General features: G+C 57.1%; 13 protein-coding genes. 7 read left to right on the top strand and 6 right to left on the bottom strand.

The window, feature by feature from the left end:
• Positions 1-146: 146 nt before the first annotated feature.
• The 4 genes from I6L49_RS19385 (at position 147) to I6L49_RS19370 (ending at position 4,471) form a co-directional block, all read left to right on the top strand.
• A complete protein-coding gene (locus tag I6L49_RS19385; RefSeq protein ID WP_216950180.1) occupies positions 147-1,784 on the top strand; it encodes a PAS domain-containing methyl-accepting chemotaxis protein in 1,638 nt (545 codons plus the stop codon).
• Between the two features lie 406 nt (positions 1,785-2,190).
• Positions 2,191-2,550, top strand: coding sequence for a hypothetical protein (locus tag I6L49_RS19380; RefSeq protein WP_216950179.1), 360 nt, complete (start codon positions 2,191-2,193; stop codon positions 2,548-2,550).
• A gap of 113 nt (positions 2,551-2,663) precedes the next feature.
• Positions 2,664-3,401: an FRG domain-containing protein gene (locus tag I6L49_RS19375; protein WP_216950178.1), complete on the top strand. Its 738-nt coding sequence runs from the start codon at positions 2,664-2,666 to the stop codon at positions 3,399-3,401.
• The gene (locus I6L49_RS19370) at positions 3,398-4,471 is read left to right on the top strand and encodes a DUF262 domain-containing protein (protein ID WP_216950177.1); all 1,074 of its coding nucleotides are present in this window, start codon (positions 3,398-3,400) and stop codon (positions 4,469-4,471) included. The genes I6L49_RS19375 and I6L49_RS19370 overlap by 4 nt, the downstream gene beginning before the upstream one ends.
• Before the next feature lie 271 nt (positions 4,472-4,742).
• Here I6L49_RS19370 and cysC read toward each other — a convergent pair whose 3' ends face one another.
• The 5 genes from cysC to cysG form a co-directional block, all read right to left on the bottom strand.
• Positions 4,743-5,333 (bottom strand): adenylyl-sulfate kinase, encoded by a 591-nt coding sequence (cysC, locus tag I6L49_RS19365; protein WP_216950176.1) that lies wholly within the window; start codon positions 5,331-5,333, stop codon positions 4,743-4,745.
• Positions 5,334-5,471: 138 nt separating this feature from the next.
• The gene (locus I6L49_RS19360) at positions 5,472-7,196 is read right to left on the bottom strand and encodes an SLC13 family permease (protein WP_216950175.1); all 1,725 of its coding nucleotides are present in this window, start codon (positions 7,194-7,196) and stop codon (positions 5,472-5,474) included.
• 4 nt (positions 7,197-7,200) lie between these two features.
• Positions 7,201-8,628 carry a sulfate adenylyltransferase subunit CysN gene (gene cysN / locus I6L49_RS19355; RefSeq protein WP_216950174.1) on the bottom strand — a complete coding sequence of 476 codons (1,428 nt, stop codon included), beginning with the start codon at positions 8,626-8,628 and terminating at the stop codon, positions 7,201-7,203.
• 12 nt (positions 8,629-8,640) lie between these two features.
• On the bottom strand, positions 8,641-9,549 hold the full coding sequence (cysD, locus tag I6L49_RS19350) for a sulfate adenylyltransferase subunit CysD (RefSeq protein WP_088868555.1): 909 nt from the start codon (positions 9,547-9,549) through the stop codon (positions 8,641-8,643).
• Between the two features lie 96 nt (positions 9,550-9,645).
• Complete coding sequence (gene cysG, locus I6L49_RS19345) at positions 9,646-11,082, bottom strand: siroheme synthase CysG (protein ID WP_069529720.1); 1,437 nt, start codon at positions 11,080-11,082, stop codon at positions 9,646-9,648.
• Positions 11,083-11,279: 197 nt separating this feature from the next.
• Here cysG and I6L49_RS19340 point away from each other — a divergent pair, with 197 nt between their 5' ends.
• Positions 11,280-12,203 carry an SPFH domain-containing protein gene (locus I6L49_RS19340; RefSeq protein ID WP_005335703.1) on the top strand — a complete coding sequence of 308 codons (924 nt, stop codon included), beginning with the start codon at positions 11,280-11,282 and terminating at the stop codon, positions 12,201-12,203.
• Positions 12,200-12,655 carry an NfeD family protein gene (locus tag I6L49_RS19335; protein WP_005354718.1) on the top strand — a complete coding sequence of 152 codons (456 nt, stop codon included), beginning with the start codon at positions 12,200-12,202 and terminating at the stop codon, positions 12,653-12,655. The genes I6L49_RS19340 and I6L49_RS19335 overlap by 4 nt, the downstream gene beginning before the upstream one ends.
• Before the next feature lie 69 nt (positions 12,656-12,724).
• Here I6L49_RS19335 and I6L49_RS19330 read toward each other — a convergent pair whose 3' ends face one another.
• Positions 12,725-14,830: a methyl-accepting chemotaxis protein gene (locus tag I6L49_RS19330; protein WP_216950173.1), complete on the bottom strand. Its 2,106-nt coding sequence runs from the start codon at positions 14,828-14,830 to the stop codon at positions 12,725-12,727.
• 140 nt (positions 14,831-14,970) lie between these two features.
• Here I6L49_RS19330 and nadA point away from each other — a divergent pair, with 140 nt between their 5' ends.
• The gene (gene nadA, locus I6L49_RS19325; protein WP_216950172.1) at positions 14,971-16,044 is read left to right on the top strand and encodes a quinolinate synthase NadA; all 1,074 of its coding nucleotides are present in this window, start codon (positions 14,971-14,973) and stop codon (positions 16,042-16,044) included.
• The last annotated feature ends 39 nt before the right edge of the window (positions 16,045-16,083 follow it).

The following is a 16,083-nucleotide window of genomic DNA, read 5'->3' as shown; positions in this document are numbered from 1 at the left end:
CGTTGCATATTGCAAACAACCACGCGCTTTTCCTCTCCAAACCTCGCTAATAACACATCAATCATTAGTTTTTGCCAGCTGGCCCGCCCCTTGCACATGTCTTGATGCAGATCAAAATTTAACCACCACAGCTCGGGAGCAAGGCCATGAGAATCAATCAACCGGTTACCCAAAGAGAACGTCTCTATCCAGACCACCAGAGCCTGATCTCCACCACGGATCTGGAGAGCCGCATCACCTACGCCAACGATGAGTTCTGCGAGATAGCAGGCTTCTCGCTCGACGAGCTGAAGGGGGAACACCACAATCTGGTGCGCCACCCTGACATGCCGAAACAGGCCTTTGCCGATCTGTGGGGTCACATCAGGGATGGCAAGAGCTGGATGGGACCGGTGAAAAATCGCAGCAAGAATGGCGATCACTACTGGGTCAGCGCCTTTGTCACCCCCATCAAGGATGCCAGCGGCCGGGTGGTGGAGTATCAGTCGGTGCGCACGGCCCCGAGCGAGGAGATCAAACAGCGGGCCGAGAAGGTCTATGCCGACCTGCGCAACAACAAGCTGCCGCTGGCGCTCAAGTTGCCCACCTTCTCCCATACCCTGACCATCAACCTCTGTCTGCTGCTGAGCCTGCTCGCCATGTTTGCCCTGGGCTACAGCCACGACATGAACTGGCAACTGGCGCTGGCCGCCCTGCCGCTGGCGATAGCGGCCATCACCCTGAATGCCCTCTCCCGTCGCCTCGGCAAGCTCAACAAGATGGCCCGCAGCCGCTTTGACAACCCATTAATGCAGCTGCTCTACACCAACAAGGTGGACAATATCGCCGCCATCGAACTCTCGATGGTGATGAATCAGGCCGAGTTCAACGCCGTGCTGGCCCGCACCCAACAGACTTGCAGCAAGATCCTGCAGGCCGCTGAGGGGGATCTGCGCAACGCCGAATCCATCACCGACAACCTGCAACAGCAGCAGGCCGAAACCAATCAGGTAGCGACCGCCGTGACCGAAATGTCGGAGTCCATTCGCGAGGTGTCACAAAGCTCGACTGACTCCTCCAGCCTGCTGGATGAAACGGCCGTGCTGTTCAAGAGCGGCAACAGTAGCGTGGCCGAAACCGTGGCTGCCGTGGCGGGCATGAACAGCGAACTTATCACCTCCAAGAGCGTGATCAGTGCGCTGGTCGGCCACTGCCGTGATATCGACGGCATCCTCGATGTGATCAACAACATCGCCAACCAGACCAACCTGCTGGCCCTCAACGCCGCCATCGAAGCGGCCCGGGCTGGCGAAGCGGGTCGCGGCTTCTCGGTAGTGGCCGATGAGATCCGCACCCTCGCCATCAAGACCCAATCCTCGACCAGCGAGATCCAGAAGATGATCACCGAGCTGCAAAACAGCTCTGGCGAGGCTGAGCAAGCGATGGAGAAGGGCTGCCAACTTGCCGACAGTTGCCAGCAGAAGGCCACCGCGACCGGCAACATTCTCCAGCAGATCAACAACATGTTGCAGCAGGTGGCCTCCGGCAGCAGCCAGATTGCCCAGGCGGTGCAAGAGCAGTCCCACGTTACCGCCGAGATCAACCGCAACGTGCTCAGCATCAAGACCCTGGCCGATGACTCCAGCGTTGGCAGCCAGCACGCCGTGCACGGCATCACCCAGCTGGTAAACCAGTTAAGCGATCTCGACCGGCTGGTACGCCAGTTCCAGAAGGGGGCTCCGGCAAGCCAAAGCCGCTACGAAGTGGCCGCCACCCGCGCCGTGCCGGTTCGCCAAGCCAGATAACCACTACCCAAACAATCACCGCAGACAAACCCTATGGGCCCTTGGGCCCATAGGGTTTTTTAATGCCCGCCAACAAGAGGACGACATCCTCGCTTCACTATCCGATTTCCCTCTGCGCTGATGGGCCCAAGTGGTTGAGTGACCACATTTAAACCCATTAATGATTAATTTATTGATCTCGCTCAGAAAACCGCCCGCTTGCGCTTTTCACCCCAGCCCCGTTCGGTAACATAGCCGCTTGGCAACCCCTCGTTGGAGTCAGCCATGAACCAAACCAGTGCCAAAACGCCGGTAAAAAGCAGCAAACTGGAGGCTGAAATTCAGGGGCGGTAGCGTGGTTTTTGCAGGTTGGCGCAGAACGTAGCGAAGACCAACAGACAAGTTCTTCAGCGTTAAAGGGAAAAATATGGATGTCATTAAGGCTTTAGAAATCATCTCAGCATTGTCAGAAGGTGTTAATCCTGAAACCGGTGAAGAGTTATCTGAAGAAAGCTGCTTCAATCAACCCAAAGTCATTCGAGCTTTATTTATCGCAAAACAGAGCCTCGAAGCATCAATCATTTCTGAAAAGCGTAAATCTGATTTACCAGAAAATGCTGGTAAGCCATGGAAGCCAGACGAAGATGAGATATTAGCAAATAGCTTTGACTCAGGCTTAGGTATTGATGAATTATCAAAAATCCACAAAAGAACAAAAGGATCCATTGCATCCAGGTTAGTTCGTTTAGGTAAAATAAATGAGCGTTCCGATATTTATACTCGGTAGCCTCGCTTTTGTTGGTCGGCGCAGAACGTAGCTAAGCCCAACATACGAGATATCATTGCTTCTAGTTGAATATTTTATATGTATTAGCATTAAATTACCCTCGGGATAATCAAATGGAAATAAACTCCGTTCAAGAGCTTCTTGAACAGCTTGAAAGAATAAAAAAAGACCAAACCAAAACAATTTGGTATAGAGGACAAGGCTCAAAAGAATGGTCTCTAACACCATATTATATGCGCCTTGACGGGACAAAATCCGAGTCTACTTTTCTTAAGCGATTCAAACAAAGTGCTGCAATGCTAATAGATACTAATCCAAAGGGCTCTTTTGATTGGTTATTTCTCATGCAACATTATGGCGTACCTACGAGATTATTGGATTGGAGTGAAAGTCCTTTAGTAGCCCTCTACTTTGCAGTTGAAAATTTAGAAAAACATGGCGCTGATGATGGAGCATTATGGTTACTATATCCATCTGAGCTAAATAAAAATGCTAGAATAAACAATAAAGAAGAAGAGGGCTTCATTCCTTCCTTTGATGATGAAGAACTAGAAAGCTATTCTGTCGAGAGCTTGAAAAACAACGCAAGAATTCAATTGCTCCCTGTAGCGACAATTGCAACTAGAAATAATCCAAGAATACAAGCTCAGTTAGGCGTTTTTACCATACATCATCATGAAAACATCCCTATAGAAGATGTAGGAGATAAATCACACACAATTAAGCTTGTTATTCCAGCCAAATCCAAGGAACATATTAAAAATCAACTAGCGCTTCTGGGATATACTAAATTCCAACTTTTTCCAGAGTTGTCTAGCATCGGCGATATTATTAAGGAAGGTGTAAAATGAGTTATATTGAGACCTCTCCTCTTAAAAACACAACAACAATGCTTATATATGCGGAAAGGGATGAGATAAAACTTGACCCACCTTATCAGCGGATGGGCGATGTATGGCCATTAGAAAAAAGACAATTACTGATAGATTCTATTTTAAATGACTATGACATACCTAAAATATATTTCCATATTTATGATAGAGAAGAGAAATCAGAAACAGGTATTTCATACTCGGTTATTGATGGAAGACAACGACTAGAGACAATCTGGAAGTTTATAGAAGGTGACTTTACTCTATCAGATGATTTTGAATATCAGAGAGACCCGACAATTAAATTATCAGGTCTAAGCTATGAAGATATAGCAAAAGAACACCCTAGGATTAGAATTCAATTCGATTCTTTCGTACTTCCTATTGTCGGTGTTAGTACTGATGATGAGGACTTAATTGAAGATATGTTTTCACGGCTTAATGAGGCCGTACCACTGAATGCAGCAGAAAAGAGAAATGCATTAGGTGGTGCAGTTGTACATGCTATAAGAAGTATAGGAAATCATGAGTTCTTTACAAGCAGAGTAAAATTTAAAAACAATCGCTATCAGCATATGGAAGTTGCAGGAAGAATACTTTTAACAGAACATAGCCTATCAACAACAAATAAATTAATAGACACAAAGAAAGCTTACTTGGATAGCTTTGTCAAAAGAAACAAGACAGAAAGCAAAGAGCTGTCACATGCATATGACAATGTCATATACATTATGAACCACATGACGAAATCATTTATCCAGTCCGATGACTTATTAAGAGCACAAGGTAATATAGTCCTATACTACATGCTATTTAAAAGAGCATTAGATTTAGGAGAAGAACATAAAATCACAAGAAGAAAACTAATCGATTTTAGAGAAAAACTATCGACAAATAGGAAAGCTGCAGAAAATGACTATTCTGAATCAAACTTTGACTTGTTAGAATATGATCGTCTATCACAACAAGGCACTAATGACGCATCCAATATAAGAGAGCGTTTCAGAACATTAGCAAGCGAAATGAATCTAAGCCACGTTGACATATAAAACTGTCCATATGTTCGAATAGCGCAGCGTATTCGGACAATAGCGAATAACCCCGCCGCGATATAAGCAAGGATCGGAAGATCCTTTTGCGGAGTTACGATCGACCCCCCTTGGGGTGGCTCAAGACTCGCCGGTGCCACTATAAGCTGGATTTATGGGTTTTCCGATAATGACCCAACTTTTGCTTATGGTGGCTGCCGCCAGTCCAGCAGCGCCTGTGATGGCCAACTGGCCAGCCGCCGGGCGCTTGTTATACGTTTTTCCGATCCAGCTACAGGTAGTTCCCCTGCCGCAGGGCGGTCAGCAGCTCATCCACCAGAACTTCCACCGATTTACCGGCATTCAGCAGATGAATTTCCGGACTTTCCGGTGCCTCATAGGCGGAGTCGATACCGGTAAAGTTGCGAATTTCCCCTGCCCGCGCTTTTTTATAGAGCCCCTTGGGGTCGCGCTCTTCGCAGATGGCAAGCGGCGCATCGACAAACACCTCGACAAACTCCCCTTCGCCCAAGAGATTGCGCACCAGCGCCCGCTCGGCACGAAATGGCGAGATAAAGGCGGTGAGCACGATAAGGCCCGCATCCACCATCAGTTTTGCCACTTCACCAACCCGGCGGATATTCTCCTGCCGCGCAGCATCATCGAAACCGAGATCGCCACAGAGGCCGTGGCGCACATTGTCCCCATCCAGCAGATAGGTGTGCTTGCCTTGTGCCGCCAGCGCCTGCTCCAGCGCCCCTGCCAAGGTCGATTTGCCCGCCCCCGACAGCCCGGTAAACCAGATCACCAGCGGCTTTTGTCCTTTAAGCTCGGCCCGGCTCTGTTTATCCACGGCATGCTTGTGCCACACGATATTACTCATCCAACACTCCTTGATTGGCGCTCACGCCTCAAAACTTAAACTGTCCGGCACCACGGGGAGCCGCCTCGTACTATCCGCCGACAACGTGCTGGTGCCATGGCATTGCTCATCCAACACTCCTTGATTGGCGCTCACGCCTTAAAACGGAAACAGCAGGGGCACCATCACAATCACCCCGAGGCTATAGGCCAGCGAGACCGGCAGGGCCAGCTTGAGGTAGTCCGGCATCTTGTAGTTGCCCGCGGCATAAACCATCAGGTTGGTCTGGTAGCCGTAGGGCAGGATAAAGCTGGAGCTGGCCCCGAACAGCACCGCCAGAATAAACGGCATGGTCGAGACATCCATGCTGAGCGCCAGCTGGTAACCCATGGGGAAGGCCAGCGCAGCGGCCGCGTTGTTGCTCATCAGCTCGGTCAGCACCAGGGTAAAAACATAGATACCGATAAAGGCGATGATGGGGCTGGCACCATTGAACTCCCCCATCAGCCAGTCGGCGATAAGCTTGGCCAGCCCGCTTTTTTCCAGCTGATCGGCGATGGCGAGCGCCCCGCCCACCACCAGCCAGATATCCAGCGGAAAGCGGCGGCGGATCTCGTCCAGGGTCAGAATGCGGGTGAGCAGCAGCGCCACCAGCATCAACAGCAAGCCCTTGAACAGCGGCACCAGCTCGAACACCGAGAGCGCCAACACCCCGAGAAACCCCAGCACCACGGCGGCGCTGCGCTTGCCATCGAGACGGGTGGAAGCTTCCAGCCCGCTCACCACCACAAACTCCCGCCCCAACGACTTGTTGCGGGCAAACTGGGGGCCGGGGGCCAGCAGCAGGGTATCACCGGCGTGCAGCTCAATCTGGCCGAGGCCGCCGGTAAGCTGGGTTTCGCCGCGACGCACCGCCAGCACCACCGCATCGAAGTGGGTGCGAAATTCGGCATCCTTGATGGTCTGACCCACCAGCCGCGAGCTGTGGCTGACGATCACCTCCACCAGATGCTGGCCGTTGAGGCGGTGCTGGCCGTAGAGATCCAGCCCCTTCATCTCCTGCAATACGCCGACGCTCTCCACGTCGCCGCAAAACAGCAGCACGTCCCCTTCGTGCAGTTCGTGTTCCGGCTGCACCGGGCAGATCACCTGCTCGCCGCGAATGATCTCCGCCAGATAGAGACTTTTCAGGCTGCGCAGGCCGTTCTCCTTGACGCTGCGCCCCGCCAGCGGCGAACCGGCGCCCACCTTGGCTTCGAGAAAGTAGCCGGATTCGCGGCTCATCTCGGTGTCCTGCTCCGGCAGGTGACGGGCAAACAGCAGCACGGCCACCAGACCGGTCAGCAGGGTGCCCGCTCCCACCATAAAGAAGTCGAACATGCCGAGCGGCGGCGCCCCCATCTTGATGAGGAAGCTGTTGACGATAAGGTTGGTGGAGGTGCCGATCAGGGTCAGCACGCCGCCAAAGGTGGCAGCGAAGCACATGGGCAGCAGCAGCCGCGACGGCGCATGGTTGGGGTTGCGTTTGACCGCTCCCAGCATGGAGGCTACCACGGCAGTGTTGTTGACGAAGGCAGACAGGAAGGCAGTGGAGAACCACACCTTCACCAGAACCTTGTTGAATGAACCCGTGCCCACCAGATTGGCGAACCAGCTCATGATGCGGGTCTTCTCCACCGCCAGCGACACCAGCAGCAACAGCACCAGCGTCAGCAGGGCGCTGTTGGTGTAGCCCGCCACCACGGCATTGATATCCGCCAGCCCGCTCAGGTAGGTGATGAGCACGGCGCCCGAGAAGAGCAGCGCCGGGCGGAGTTTGCCCTGGATCAGCAGGGCCACGAGAGCAGCCAGCAGACCCAGCACCAGGAATTGTTGCCAGGTCATGGGCTTACTCCTTGCTTGTGTCGTTACCGATGGCAAGGGCTTGCCAGTGCGGGAAGTGCTTGCGCACCAGCGCATTGAGCTCGATCTCAAACTCGCTGTAGTGCCCTTTTGCCACTTTCGCGGCCAAGCCCTCGACTATCATGCCCGCGCCGACGGTGACATTGGTCAGCCGGTCAATCAGGATAAAGCTGCCGGTATCGCGGATCTCCTGATACGGGTCGAACGCCACCGGGTCGGTGAGGCTCAGCTCGCACAGGCCGATCTCGTTGAGCTTGAGCTCGCTGGCGGGCAACTCGTCCAGCTTGTTGATCTCGATGCGGTGGCGGATGGCCTCCACCTGGCCGCGACTCTTCTTGGTGGCCAGCTTGACGTCGTAGACCCGGCCCGGTTGCAGGGACTCCTCCCCCATCCAGACGATATGGGCCAGCAGGTTCTGGGTCACTTGCGGCCGCTTGGCGGCATCCACCAGCAGATCGCCGCGGCTGATGTCGATCTCGTCGGCGAAGGTGACCGTGATGGCCTGACCCGGCAGGGCGTACTCCAGATCGCCGTCGAAGGTGACGATGCGGGTGACTGTGCTCTCTTTGCCCGACGGCAGCACCGCCAGCTTGTCGCCCACCCGCAGAATGCCGGAGGCCAAGGTCCCCGCGAAGCCGCGAAAATCGAGATTGGGGCGGTTCACATACTGCACCGGCAGGCGCACCGGATGACGCTCCAGCTCGCGCTCCACTTCAGCTGTTTCAAGCAGGGAGAGCAGGGTTTCCCCCTGATACCAGGCCAGCTTGTCGCTCGGGTTAACCACGTTGTCACCGTCCAGCGCCGAGACCGGCACGATATGGATGGTGTCGACGCTGAGCTTCTTGGCGAACTCGCGGTAATCGGCACTGATGCGCTCGAACACCTCCTGACTGAACTCCACCAGATCCATCTTGTTGACCGCCACCACGAACTGCTTGATGCCGAGCAGGCTCGCGATAAAGCTGTGGCGACGGGTCTGATCCAGCACCCCTTTGCGGGCGTCGATCAGAATGATGGCCAGATCGCAGGTGGAGGCGCCGGTGGCCATGTTGCGGGTGTACTGCTCATGGCCCGGAGTATCCGAGATGATAAATTTGCGCTTGGCGGTGGAGAAATAGCGGTAGGCCACGTCGATGGTGATGCCCTGCTCGCGCTCCGCCTGCAAGCCATCCACTAGCAGCGCCAGGTCCAGCTTCTCGCCTGTGGTGCCGAGCTTCTGGCTGTCGGACTCCAGCGCTTTGAGCTGATCTTCATAAATCTGCTGGGAGTCGTGCAGCAGGCGACCGATAAGGGTGCTCTTGCCGTCATCCACGCTGCCGCAGGTGAGAAAACGCAGCAGACTCTTGTGCTGCTGGGCGTGCAGATAGGCTTCGATGCCCTGTTCGGTGATGGCGGTCTGAATATGGCTGTTCATGCTGACGACTCCTTAGAAATATCCCTGACGCTTCTTCTGCTCCATGGAGCCGGCCTGATCGTGGTCAATCAGCCGCCCTTGCCGCTCGCTCGAAGTGGTGAGCAGCATCTCTTCAATAATTTCCGGCAAGGTGGTGGCATCGGATTCGATGGCCCCGGTGAGCGGGTAGCAGCCGAGGGTGCGGAAACGCACCAGCTCCTGCTTCACTTCGTCTTCCGGGCCTATGGGCATACGATCGTCATCCACCATGATCTTGATGCCGTTGCGCTCCACCACCGGACGGTAAGCGGCGAAGTAGAGCGGCACTATGTCGATCTTTTCCAGATAGATGTATTGCCAGATATCCAGCTCGGTCCAGTTGGAGAGCGGGAACACCCGGATACTCTCCCCCTTGTTGACCTGGCTGTTGTAGACGCGCCACAGCTCGGGGCGCTGGTTCTTCGGATCCCAGCGGTGGGACTTGTCACGGAAGGAGTAGACCCGCTCCTTGGCGCGGGACTTCTCCTCGTCGCGGCGGGCGCCACCGAAGGCGGCGTCAAAGCCGTATTTGTTGAGCGCCTGCTTGAGCGCCTCGGTCTTCATGATGTCGGTGTGCTTGCCGCTGCCGTGGACGAAGGGGTTGATGCCCATGGCGAGCCCTTCCGGGTTCTTGTGGACGATGAGATCCAGCCCGTACTTCTTGGCTGTCTCGTCGCGGAACTTGATCATCTCCTTGAACTTCCAGTCGGTATCGACGTGGAGCAAGGGGAAGGGGATCTTGCCCGGATAGAAGGCCTTGCGGGCCAGGTGCAGCATGACGGAGGAGTCCTTGCCGATGGAGTACATCATCACCGGGTTTTCAAATTCGGCAGCCACCTCGCGGATGATATGGATGCTCTCGGCTTCCAGCTGCTGCAAGTGCGTCAATCTTTCACGGTCCATGTTGGTCCTCGGGTCATTGCTTATGCGCCTGCTCGGGGCGCTGGGTGGTTCAGTGCGCGGCCGCACCAGCAGCCGCATCAAATATCTCTTTCTCGGTCAGGCCAGCTGCACCAGCTTGAGGTCGCAGCCATCGAGATCCGGGTTAGCGCGCTGCTGCTCGCCGCTTTTTTCTCCAAACCAGGCCAGCCGCTCGCGCAGGGCGACCACTTCGCCGATGACGATAAGCGACGGGCTCACCGCCTGTTTGGCCAGCTCCGCCAAATCGGCCAGCGTGCCGGTCAACACCCGCTGACGGGATGTGGTGCCGCGCTCGATGATGGCGATGGGGGTGGCTTGGCTTCGGCCGTGATCCACCAGCTGCTGCTGGATATGCTCGGAGCGCATCAGCCCCATGTAGATGACCAGGGTCTGACTGGTGGCGGCCAACTGCTGCCAGTCGGGCTCCTTGCCCTCTTTCTGGCAGTGGCCGGTAATAAAGACGGCGCTCTGGGCGTAATCACGGTGAGTGAGCGGAATGCCGGCATAGGCGGTGGCCCCGGCGGCGGCCGTGATGCCGGGCACTACCGAGAAGGGGATGCCTTCATCGGCCAGCACTTCCAGCTCTTCGCCGCCACGACCAAACATAAAGGGATCGCCCCCTTTCAGCCGCACCACCCGGTTGCCCGCCTTGGCGTATTCCACCAGCAGGCGATTGGTCTCCTCCTGCGGCACGCTGTGGGCACCCGCCTTCTTGCCGACCGACACCAGAGTGGCATCGCGGCGTACCAGATCGAGAATCTCAGGCGAGACCAGCTGGTCGTAGAGCACCACTTCGGCCTGTTGAATCTGTTGCAGCGCCTTGAGGGTCAACAGGCCCGGATCACCGGGGCCCGCGCCGACCAGCACCACCTCGCCCACTTCGCTTTTCGCCTGGTCGAGACCATCGCTCAGCCACTGCTCGGCACCTTGCCAATCCTCTTTCTCAATCAGGCTGGCGAGGGTGTTGGAGGCAAAGGCGCGCTCCCAGAAGCGGCGACGGTCGGATATGGAAGAGAGCACCCGCTTGGCCTTGTCACGCACCCGGCCGGAGAGCTCGGTCAGTCCGCCGAGATGGCGCGGCAGCAGGCTCTCCAGCCGCTCGCGCAGCAGGCGCACCAGCACCGGCGCCTTGCCGCCGCTGGAGACCGCCACCATCAGCGGCGAGCGATCAATGATCGAGGGGAAGATAAAGCTGGAGCGCTTGGGGTCATCCACCACGTTGACGAACAGACCCAGCTGGTTGGCGCTCTGATAAACGAGGGCGTTGACTTCGAGGTTGTCGGTCGCCGCCACCACCAAAATCTGGCCTGCCAGATGGGCCGGGGTGAAGCGCTCCGCCAGATGGGTAAAACGACCGGTGAATTCCGCAAATTCCGGTTCAAGCTCCGGGGAGACCAGGGTCAGCCGGGCACCGGCTGCCAGCAGCAGGCGCGCCTTGCGCAGGGCAACCTCGCCCCCGCCCACCAGCAGTACCGGGCGGCCTTCCAACTTGGCAAACATAGGTAAATAATCCATTTCGGCCCATCCCTCGGAACACGACTAATATGGGGCGACTATAGGCAGGGCAGCTTATCCCTCAAAATAATAAAAAATGCTTTTTAATGCGTTTTGGTAATTAGCAAAGCCAATTCATGACAAAGGCGTACAAAGTCACTTGTGGTACCTGACGCCAGACCATAGGCTAGGGACTGTGTTTCATAAGGAGCTAAATGATGAATGAATCATTGATTGTGCTAGGGATTTTCGTGTTCCTGGTGCTCGCCACCCTGAGCGCGGGCATCAAGATCGTGCCCCAGGGCTACAACTGGACGGTGGAGCGCTTCGGCCGCTACACCCGCACCCTGACCCCGGGTCTCAACCTGCTGATCCCCTATGTGGATCGGGTCGGCCACAAGATCATCATGATGGAGCAGGTGCTGGATATCCCGGCACAAGAGGTGATCTCCCGCGACAACGCCAACGTCACCATCGATGCCATCAGCTTTGTGCAGGTGGTGGATGCCCGTAAAGCGGGCTACGAGGTCAACGATCTCACCAGCGCTATCCGCAATCTCACCATGACCAACATGCGGACCGTGCTCGGCGCCATGGAGCTGGACGAGATGCTCTCCCAGCGCGACACCATCAACGAGAAGCTGCTGCGCACCATGGATGCCGCCACCGCCCCCTGGGGCATCAAGGTGACCCGTATCGAGATTAAAGATGTGCGCCCGCCGCTGGCACTGGTCGAGGCGATGAACGCCCAGATGAAGGCCGAGCGCCAGAAACGGGCCGAGGTGCTGGAAGCCGAAGGGGTGCGCCAGTCCAAAATCCTGAAAGCGGAAGGCGAAAAGCAGTCCCAGATCCTCAAAGCCGAAGGTGAGCGTCAGGCCGCCTTCCTCGCCGCCGAAGCGCGGGAGCGGGCAGCCGAGGCGGAAGCCAAGGCGACCCATATGGTTTCCCAGGCAATTGCGGAAGGAGACCTGCAGGCCATCAACTACTTCGTGGCTCAGAAGTACACCGAGGCACTGGCCCGCATCGGTGAAGGCCCCAACAGCAAGATCATCATGATGCCGCTGGAGGCGGGCAGCCTGATTGGCTCGGTGGCTGGCATGGCCGAGCTGTTCAACAAAGATGGCAAGGGCAGCAAGTCATGACAGCCCTGTTAGAGGGGCTGACCCACTGGCACTGGCTGGGGCTCGGCTTCATTCTGCTGGCCATCGAGGTGCTCGGCTCGGTGGGCTTTTTGCTCTGGACCGGCATCGCCGCGCTGGAAGTGGGGCTACTGCTGCTGATCTGGCCCTTTGGCTGGCAGGCGCAGTTGCTGCTGTTTGCGGTGCAATCCCTGCTCACCACCTGGGCCTGGTGGCGCTGGCAACACCAGCGTGACAACTCGGGTCAGGATGCCGCCAGCACCATCAACGAGCGGATGCAGAGCTATATGGGCCGCGAGCTGACCCTGCTGGATGATGTCGCCCAAGGCACCAGCCGGGTACATCTGGACGACACGGTCTGGACGGTGCGCTGCGACGAGTCGCTGCCAGCTGGCAGCAAGGTCAGGGTGGTGGGGGCCGACTCCCACATCCTGCTGGTTGAACCCCGCAACTGACGCAACTCTGCCATCGAGTCATAAAAAAGCCCGCGATCGCTCGCGGGCTTTTGTCTCTCTGGCGGCTACTCAGGTACGCAGCCGATCGAGCTGACTGGCCAGCGCCGTGGCTGCTTGCTCCAGCGCTTCGCTCAGTTGATGGCTGGAGCTGGCCTCCTGCCCGATCACGTTGGCGGTATCACCGATCCGCATCAGGTTCTGGTTGATGGTATCGCTCACCGCACTCTGCTGCTCGGCAGCGGTGGCCACCTGACTGATGTGGTCGTGGATCTGCTGGATCTGGGCCACCACCCGATTGAGCGCCTCGAACGCCTGCTCGGTGCCCTGCACCGTGGTGGTGGAGCGCTCGATGCCGGTATTCATCAGACGCTGGCTGCTGCTCACCTCGGTCTGCAAACTGCCAATCAGCTGGCCAATCTCGTCGGTCGATTCACGAGTTTTGTTGGCCAGCGCCCGCACCTCGTCCGCCACCACCGCAAAGCCGCGGCCCATGTCACCCGCCCGCGCCGCTTCGATGGCGGCGTTGAGGGCCAGCAGGTTGGTCTGCTCGGCAATGGCGCGGATCACATCGAGGATCCGGCTGATATTGGTACTGCGCTGGGCCACCAGCGCCACCGCTTTATCCGCCTCATGCATATCGCCGACCAGAGTATGGATCTCGTTGCGGGCATTGCTGAGGGTCTGCTGGGCGGTATTGATATGGTGGGTCGCCGCTTCCGACTCCTGCGCCGCCTGCTCGGCATAACCCGCCACGCTGACTGCCGTGGTGCTCATCTGATGCATAGCGCTCACCACGCTCTCCAGCTCCAGATTCTGCTCGTCCAGACTGTTGCGCATGGTGTCGGCGGTATGTTTCATCTCCCGCGCCTGCTGGTAGACCTGCTGGCCGATCCCCTTGCTCATTTGCACCATACCCCGCAGCTTGCCGAGGAAGGCATTGAGCTGAGAACCCAGATCGATCAGCTCCTGATGGGTGTCGATCTCCATCTGCTGGGTCAGGTCACCCTCGTTGCTGGAGAGATGGCCCACATGGCGGCTGATAAGAGAAAGCGGCGCTGTGATGGTCTGGATAAACCAGACCAACAGCCCCAGCACCAACAGGGTAATCCCGCCCATGGCGATGATCTGCTGCCGCTGGGCATCCACCAGCAGGGTGCCCAGTTCATTGCTGATGGCGTGCGCCTTGCTCAGCGCCAGCGCCTTGGGCACCTTGATCATCAACCACCACTGGGTATTGGCTGCCTCAACCCGGATGGGTTGATGAAGAATGAAGTCACTGTCGCTGCTGACCGGCTGACCGTCAGGCAGGGTCAGGCCCACCTCCTTGAGTGGACGGCCCAGCTTGTCGGCATAGCGGTTGCTGCCCACAATCAGCCCCATCTTGCTGACCAGGGTCACATCCGCCTTGTTGTCATAGAGGCTCTTGCCAAGGTTTTCAGCCAGTTGCTGGAAGATGGGCAGGTTCATATCCACCCCGGCCAGCCCGACAAACTTGCCGTCACGCAGCACGGGCACCGTCAGACTGGTCATCAGCATCTTGTTGCCCGGGCTGATTTCGTAGAGGTAGGGCTCCATCAGGCAGGGCTGGCGGGTATCGCGACCACAGAGATACCACTCGCTGTTGCGAATGCCGAACTCGTTGAGGGAGGTATCAAACTTGGCCTCGCTGGCGGCGGCGTCCACCGCTTGCTGAGCGACGGCCCCTCCCTGATCCTTGGTGAAATAGACCTCCAGACTCCCCTTGCCTGCCACCGAGTGGCTGGCCCCGCCCAGCCAGTTGCCATCCTCGCCATCATAGCCATCCGGTTCAAACTGGGCATAAATGGAGCTGATCCCGCTCGCCTGCTGCAGGCTGCTGCCGAGCAGAGACTCCACTTGGGGCCGCGACAACCGCAGTTCCGGTTTGGCCATACCGGCTTCAATCTGGGCGGTCACGGTCAGGGGGATCTGATAGGAGTTCTGCATCAGCGAGGCAATCTGGATGGCATAACGCTCTGCCTGATACTGCAGGCTGCGGGAGACCTCCTCTTCCAGTGCATCGCTGGTCTGGGTCATCACCATGTTGCGAAGGGAGCTGAAAGAAGCCGATTGCAACAGGGTCATGGCCAGCCCGGTCAGCAGAAACAGCCCCATGGTAAGGCACAACAACTTGAACTTGAGGGAACGTTGCTTCATGCGACAACTCCTTATGGCAGAATAACAACGAATTACTTGAGTATATTCGCCCACTTGCGCTTCACCCGATTTGTTGATGGGTTTGTGACAGGCTTATGGTTATAATTTTTGCCTTCCCGAGCGTTGATGGAACAGTCGCAATGAACAATGCACTGAGCAGTGTCCCGCCGGTAGTCGCGATGGACTACCCCTTTCCGGCCAAACCTCTTCCCCTGAGTGCCGAGCAGAGAACGACCTTGACCACAGAAATCAAGGCGCTGCTCAAGGAGCGCAAAGCGGTACTGGTTGCCCACTACTACACGGATCCCGAGATCCAGGCGCTGGCCGAAGCCACCGGCGGTTTCGTCGGTGACTCGCTGGAGATGGCCCGCTTTGGTCGCGATCACGAGGCGCAGACCCTGATTGTCGCCGGGGTGCGCTTCATGGGGGAAACCTCCAAGATCCTGAGCCCTCACAAACGGGTGCTGATGCCGACTCTGGAGGCCGAATGCTCCCTCGATCTGGGCTGTCCCATCGAACAGTTCTCCGCCTTCTGCGATGCCAATCCCGACCATACCGTAGTGGTCTATGCCAATACCTCGGCCGCCGTCAAAGCGCGGGCTGACTGGGTGGTGACCTCCAGCATCGCACTCGAGATCGTCGAACACCTCGACAGTCTGGGTCACAAGATCATCTGGGGCCCGGATCGCCATCTGGGTGCCTATATCGAGAAGAAGACCGGGGCGCAGATGCTGCGCTGGCAGGGCCACTGCATCGTCCACGACGAGTTCAAGGCCCGCGCCCTGCGCGAGCTGAAAGAGCAGAATCCGGATGCCGCCGTGCTGGTTCATCCGGAATCCCCCGCCTCGGTGATTGAGCTGGCCGATGCGGTGGGCTCCACCAGCCAGCTGATCAAGGCGGCCAAGGAGCTGCCCCAGCAGAAGCTGATCGTGGCGACCGATCGGGGCATCTTCTACAAGATGCAGCAGGCTTGTCCGGAGAAAGAGATGGTGGAAGCACCGACCGGTGGCGATGGCGCTACCTGCCGCAGCTGCGCCCACTGCCCCTGGATGGCGATGAACGGTCTGGTGGCGATCAAGGAAGCGCTCACCGATGGTGCCGAGCGCCACGAGATCCATGTCGATGAAGCGCTGCGGGTAAAGGCCCTCATCCCGCTCGATCGGATGCTCAATTTCGCCGCCGAACTCAAGCTCAAGACCCAGGGCAACGCCTGATTGCCGCCGTCACGAGATGCAAAGAGGGCTCCCGCGGGA

This window comes from Aeromonas sp. FDAARGOS 1419, from assembly GCF_019047045.1.
Lineage (GTDB): Bacteria > Pseudomonadota > Gammaproteobacteria > Enterobacterales > Aeromonadaceae > Aeromonas > Aeromonas veronii.
This window is presented reverse-complemented; position numbering and strand designations above follow the sequence as displayed.

Excerpts from the sequence above, each read along its gene's own strand:
- I6L49_RS19375 (WP_216950178.1), top strand. The coding sequence starts at position 2,664 with ATGGAAATAAACTCCGTTCAAGAGCTTCTTGAACAGCTTGAAAGAATA.
- I6L49_RS19380 (WP_216950179.1), top strand. The coding sequence starts at position 2,191 with ATGGATGTCATTAAGGCTTTAGAAATCATCTCAGCATTGTCAGAAGGT.
- nadA (WP_216950172.1), top strand. The coding sequence starts at position 14,971 with ATGAACAATGCACTGAGCAGTGTCCCGCCGGTAGTCGCGATGGACTAC.
- cysN (WP_216950174.1), bottom strand. The coding sequence starts at position 8,628 with ATGAACAGCCATATTCAGACCGCCATCACCGAACAGGGCATCGAAGCC.
- I6L49_RS19370 (WP_216950177.1), top strand. The coding sequence starts at position 3,398 with ATGAGTTATATTGAGACCTCTCCTCTTAAAAACACAACAACAATGCTT.
- I6L49_RS19340 (WP_005335703.1), top strand. The coding sequence starts at position 11,280 with ATGAATGAATCATTGATTGTGCTAGGGATTTTCGTGTTCCTGGTGCTC.
- I6L49_RS19385 (WP_216950180.1), top strand. The coding sequence starts at position 147 with ATGAGAATCAATCAACCGGTTACCCAAAGAGAACGTCTCTATCCAGAC.
- I6L49_RS19330 (WP_216950173.1), bottom strand. The coding sequence starts at position 14,830 with ATGAAGCAACGTTCCCTCAAGTTCAAGTTGTTGTGCCTTACCATGGGG.
- cysG (WP_069529720.1), bottom strand. The coding sequence starts at position 11,082 with ATGGATTATTTACCTATGTTTGCCAAGTTGGAAGGCCGCCCGGTACTG.
- cysD (WP_088868555.1), bottom strand. The coding sequence starts at position 9,549 with ATGGACCGTGAAAGATTGACGCACTTGCAGCAGCTGGAAGCCGAGAGC.
- cysC (WP_216950176.1), bottom strand. The coding sequence starts at position 5,333 with ATGAGTAATATCGTGTGGCACAAGCATGCCGTGGATAAACAGAGCCGG.
- I6L49_RS19360 (WP_216950175.1), bottom strand. The coding sequence starts at position 7,196 with ATGACCTGGCAACAATTCCTGGTGCTGGGTCTGCTGGCTGCTCTCGTG.
- I6L49_RS19335 (WP_005354718.1), top strand. The coding sequence starts at position 12,200 with ATGACAGCCCTGTTAGAGGGGCTGACCCACTGGCACTGGCTGGGGCTC.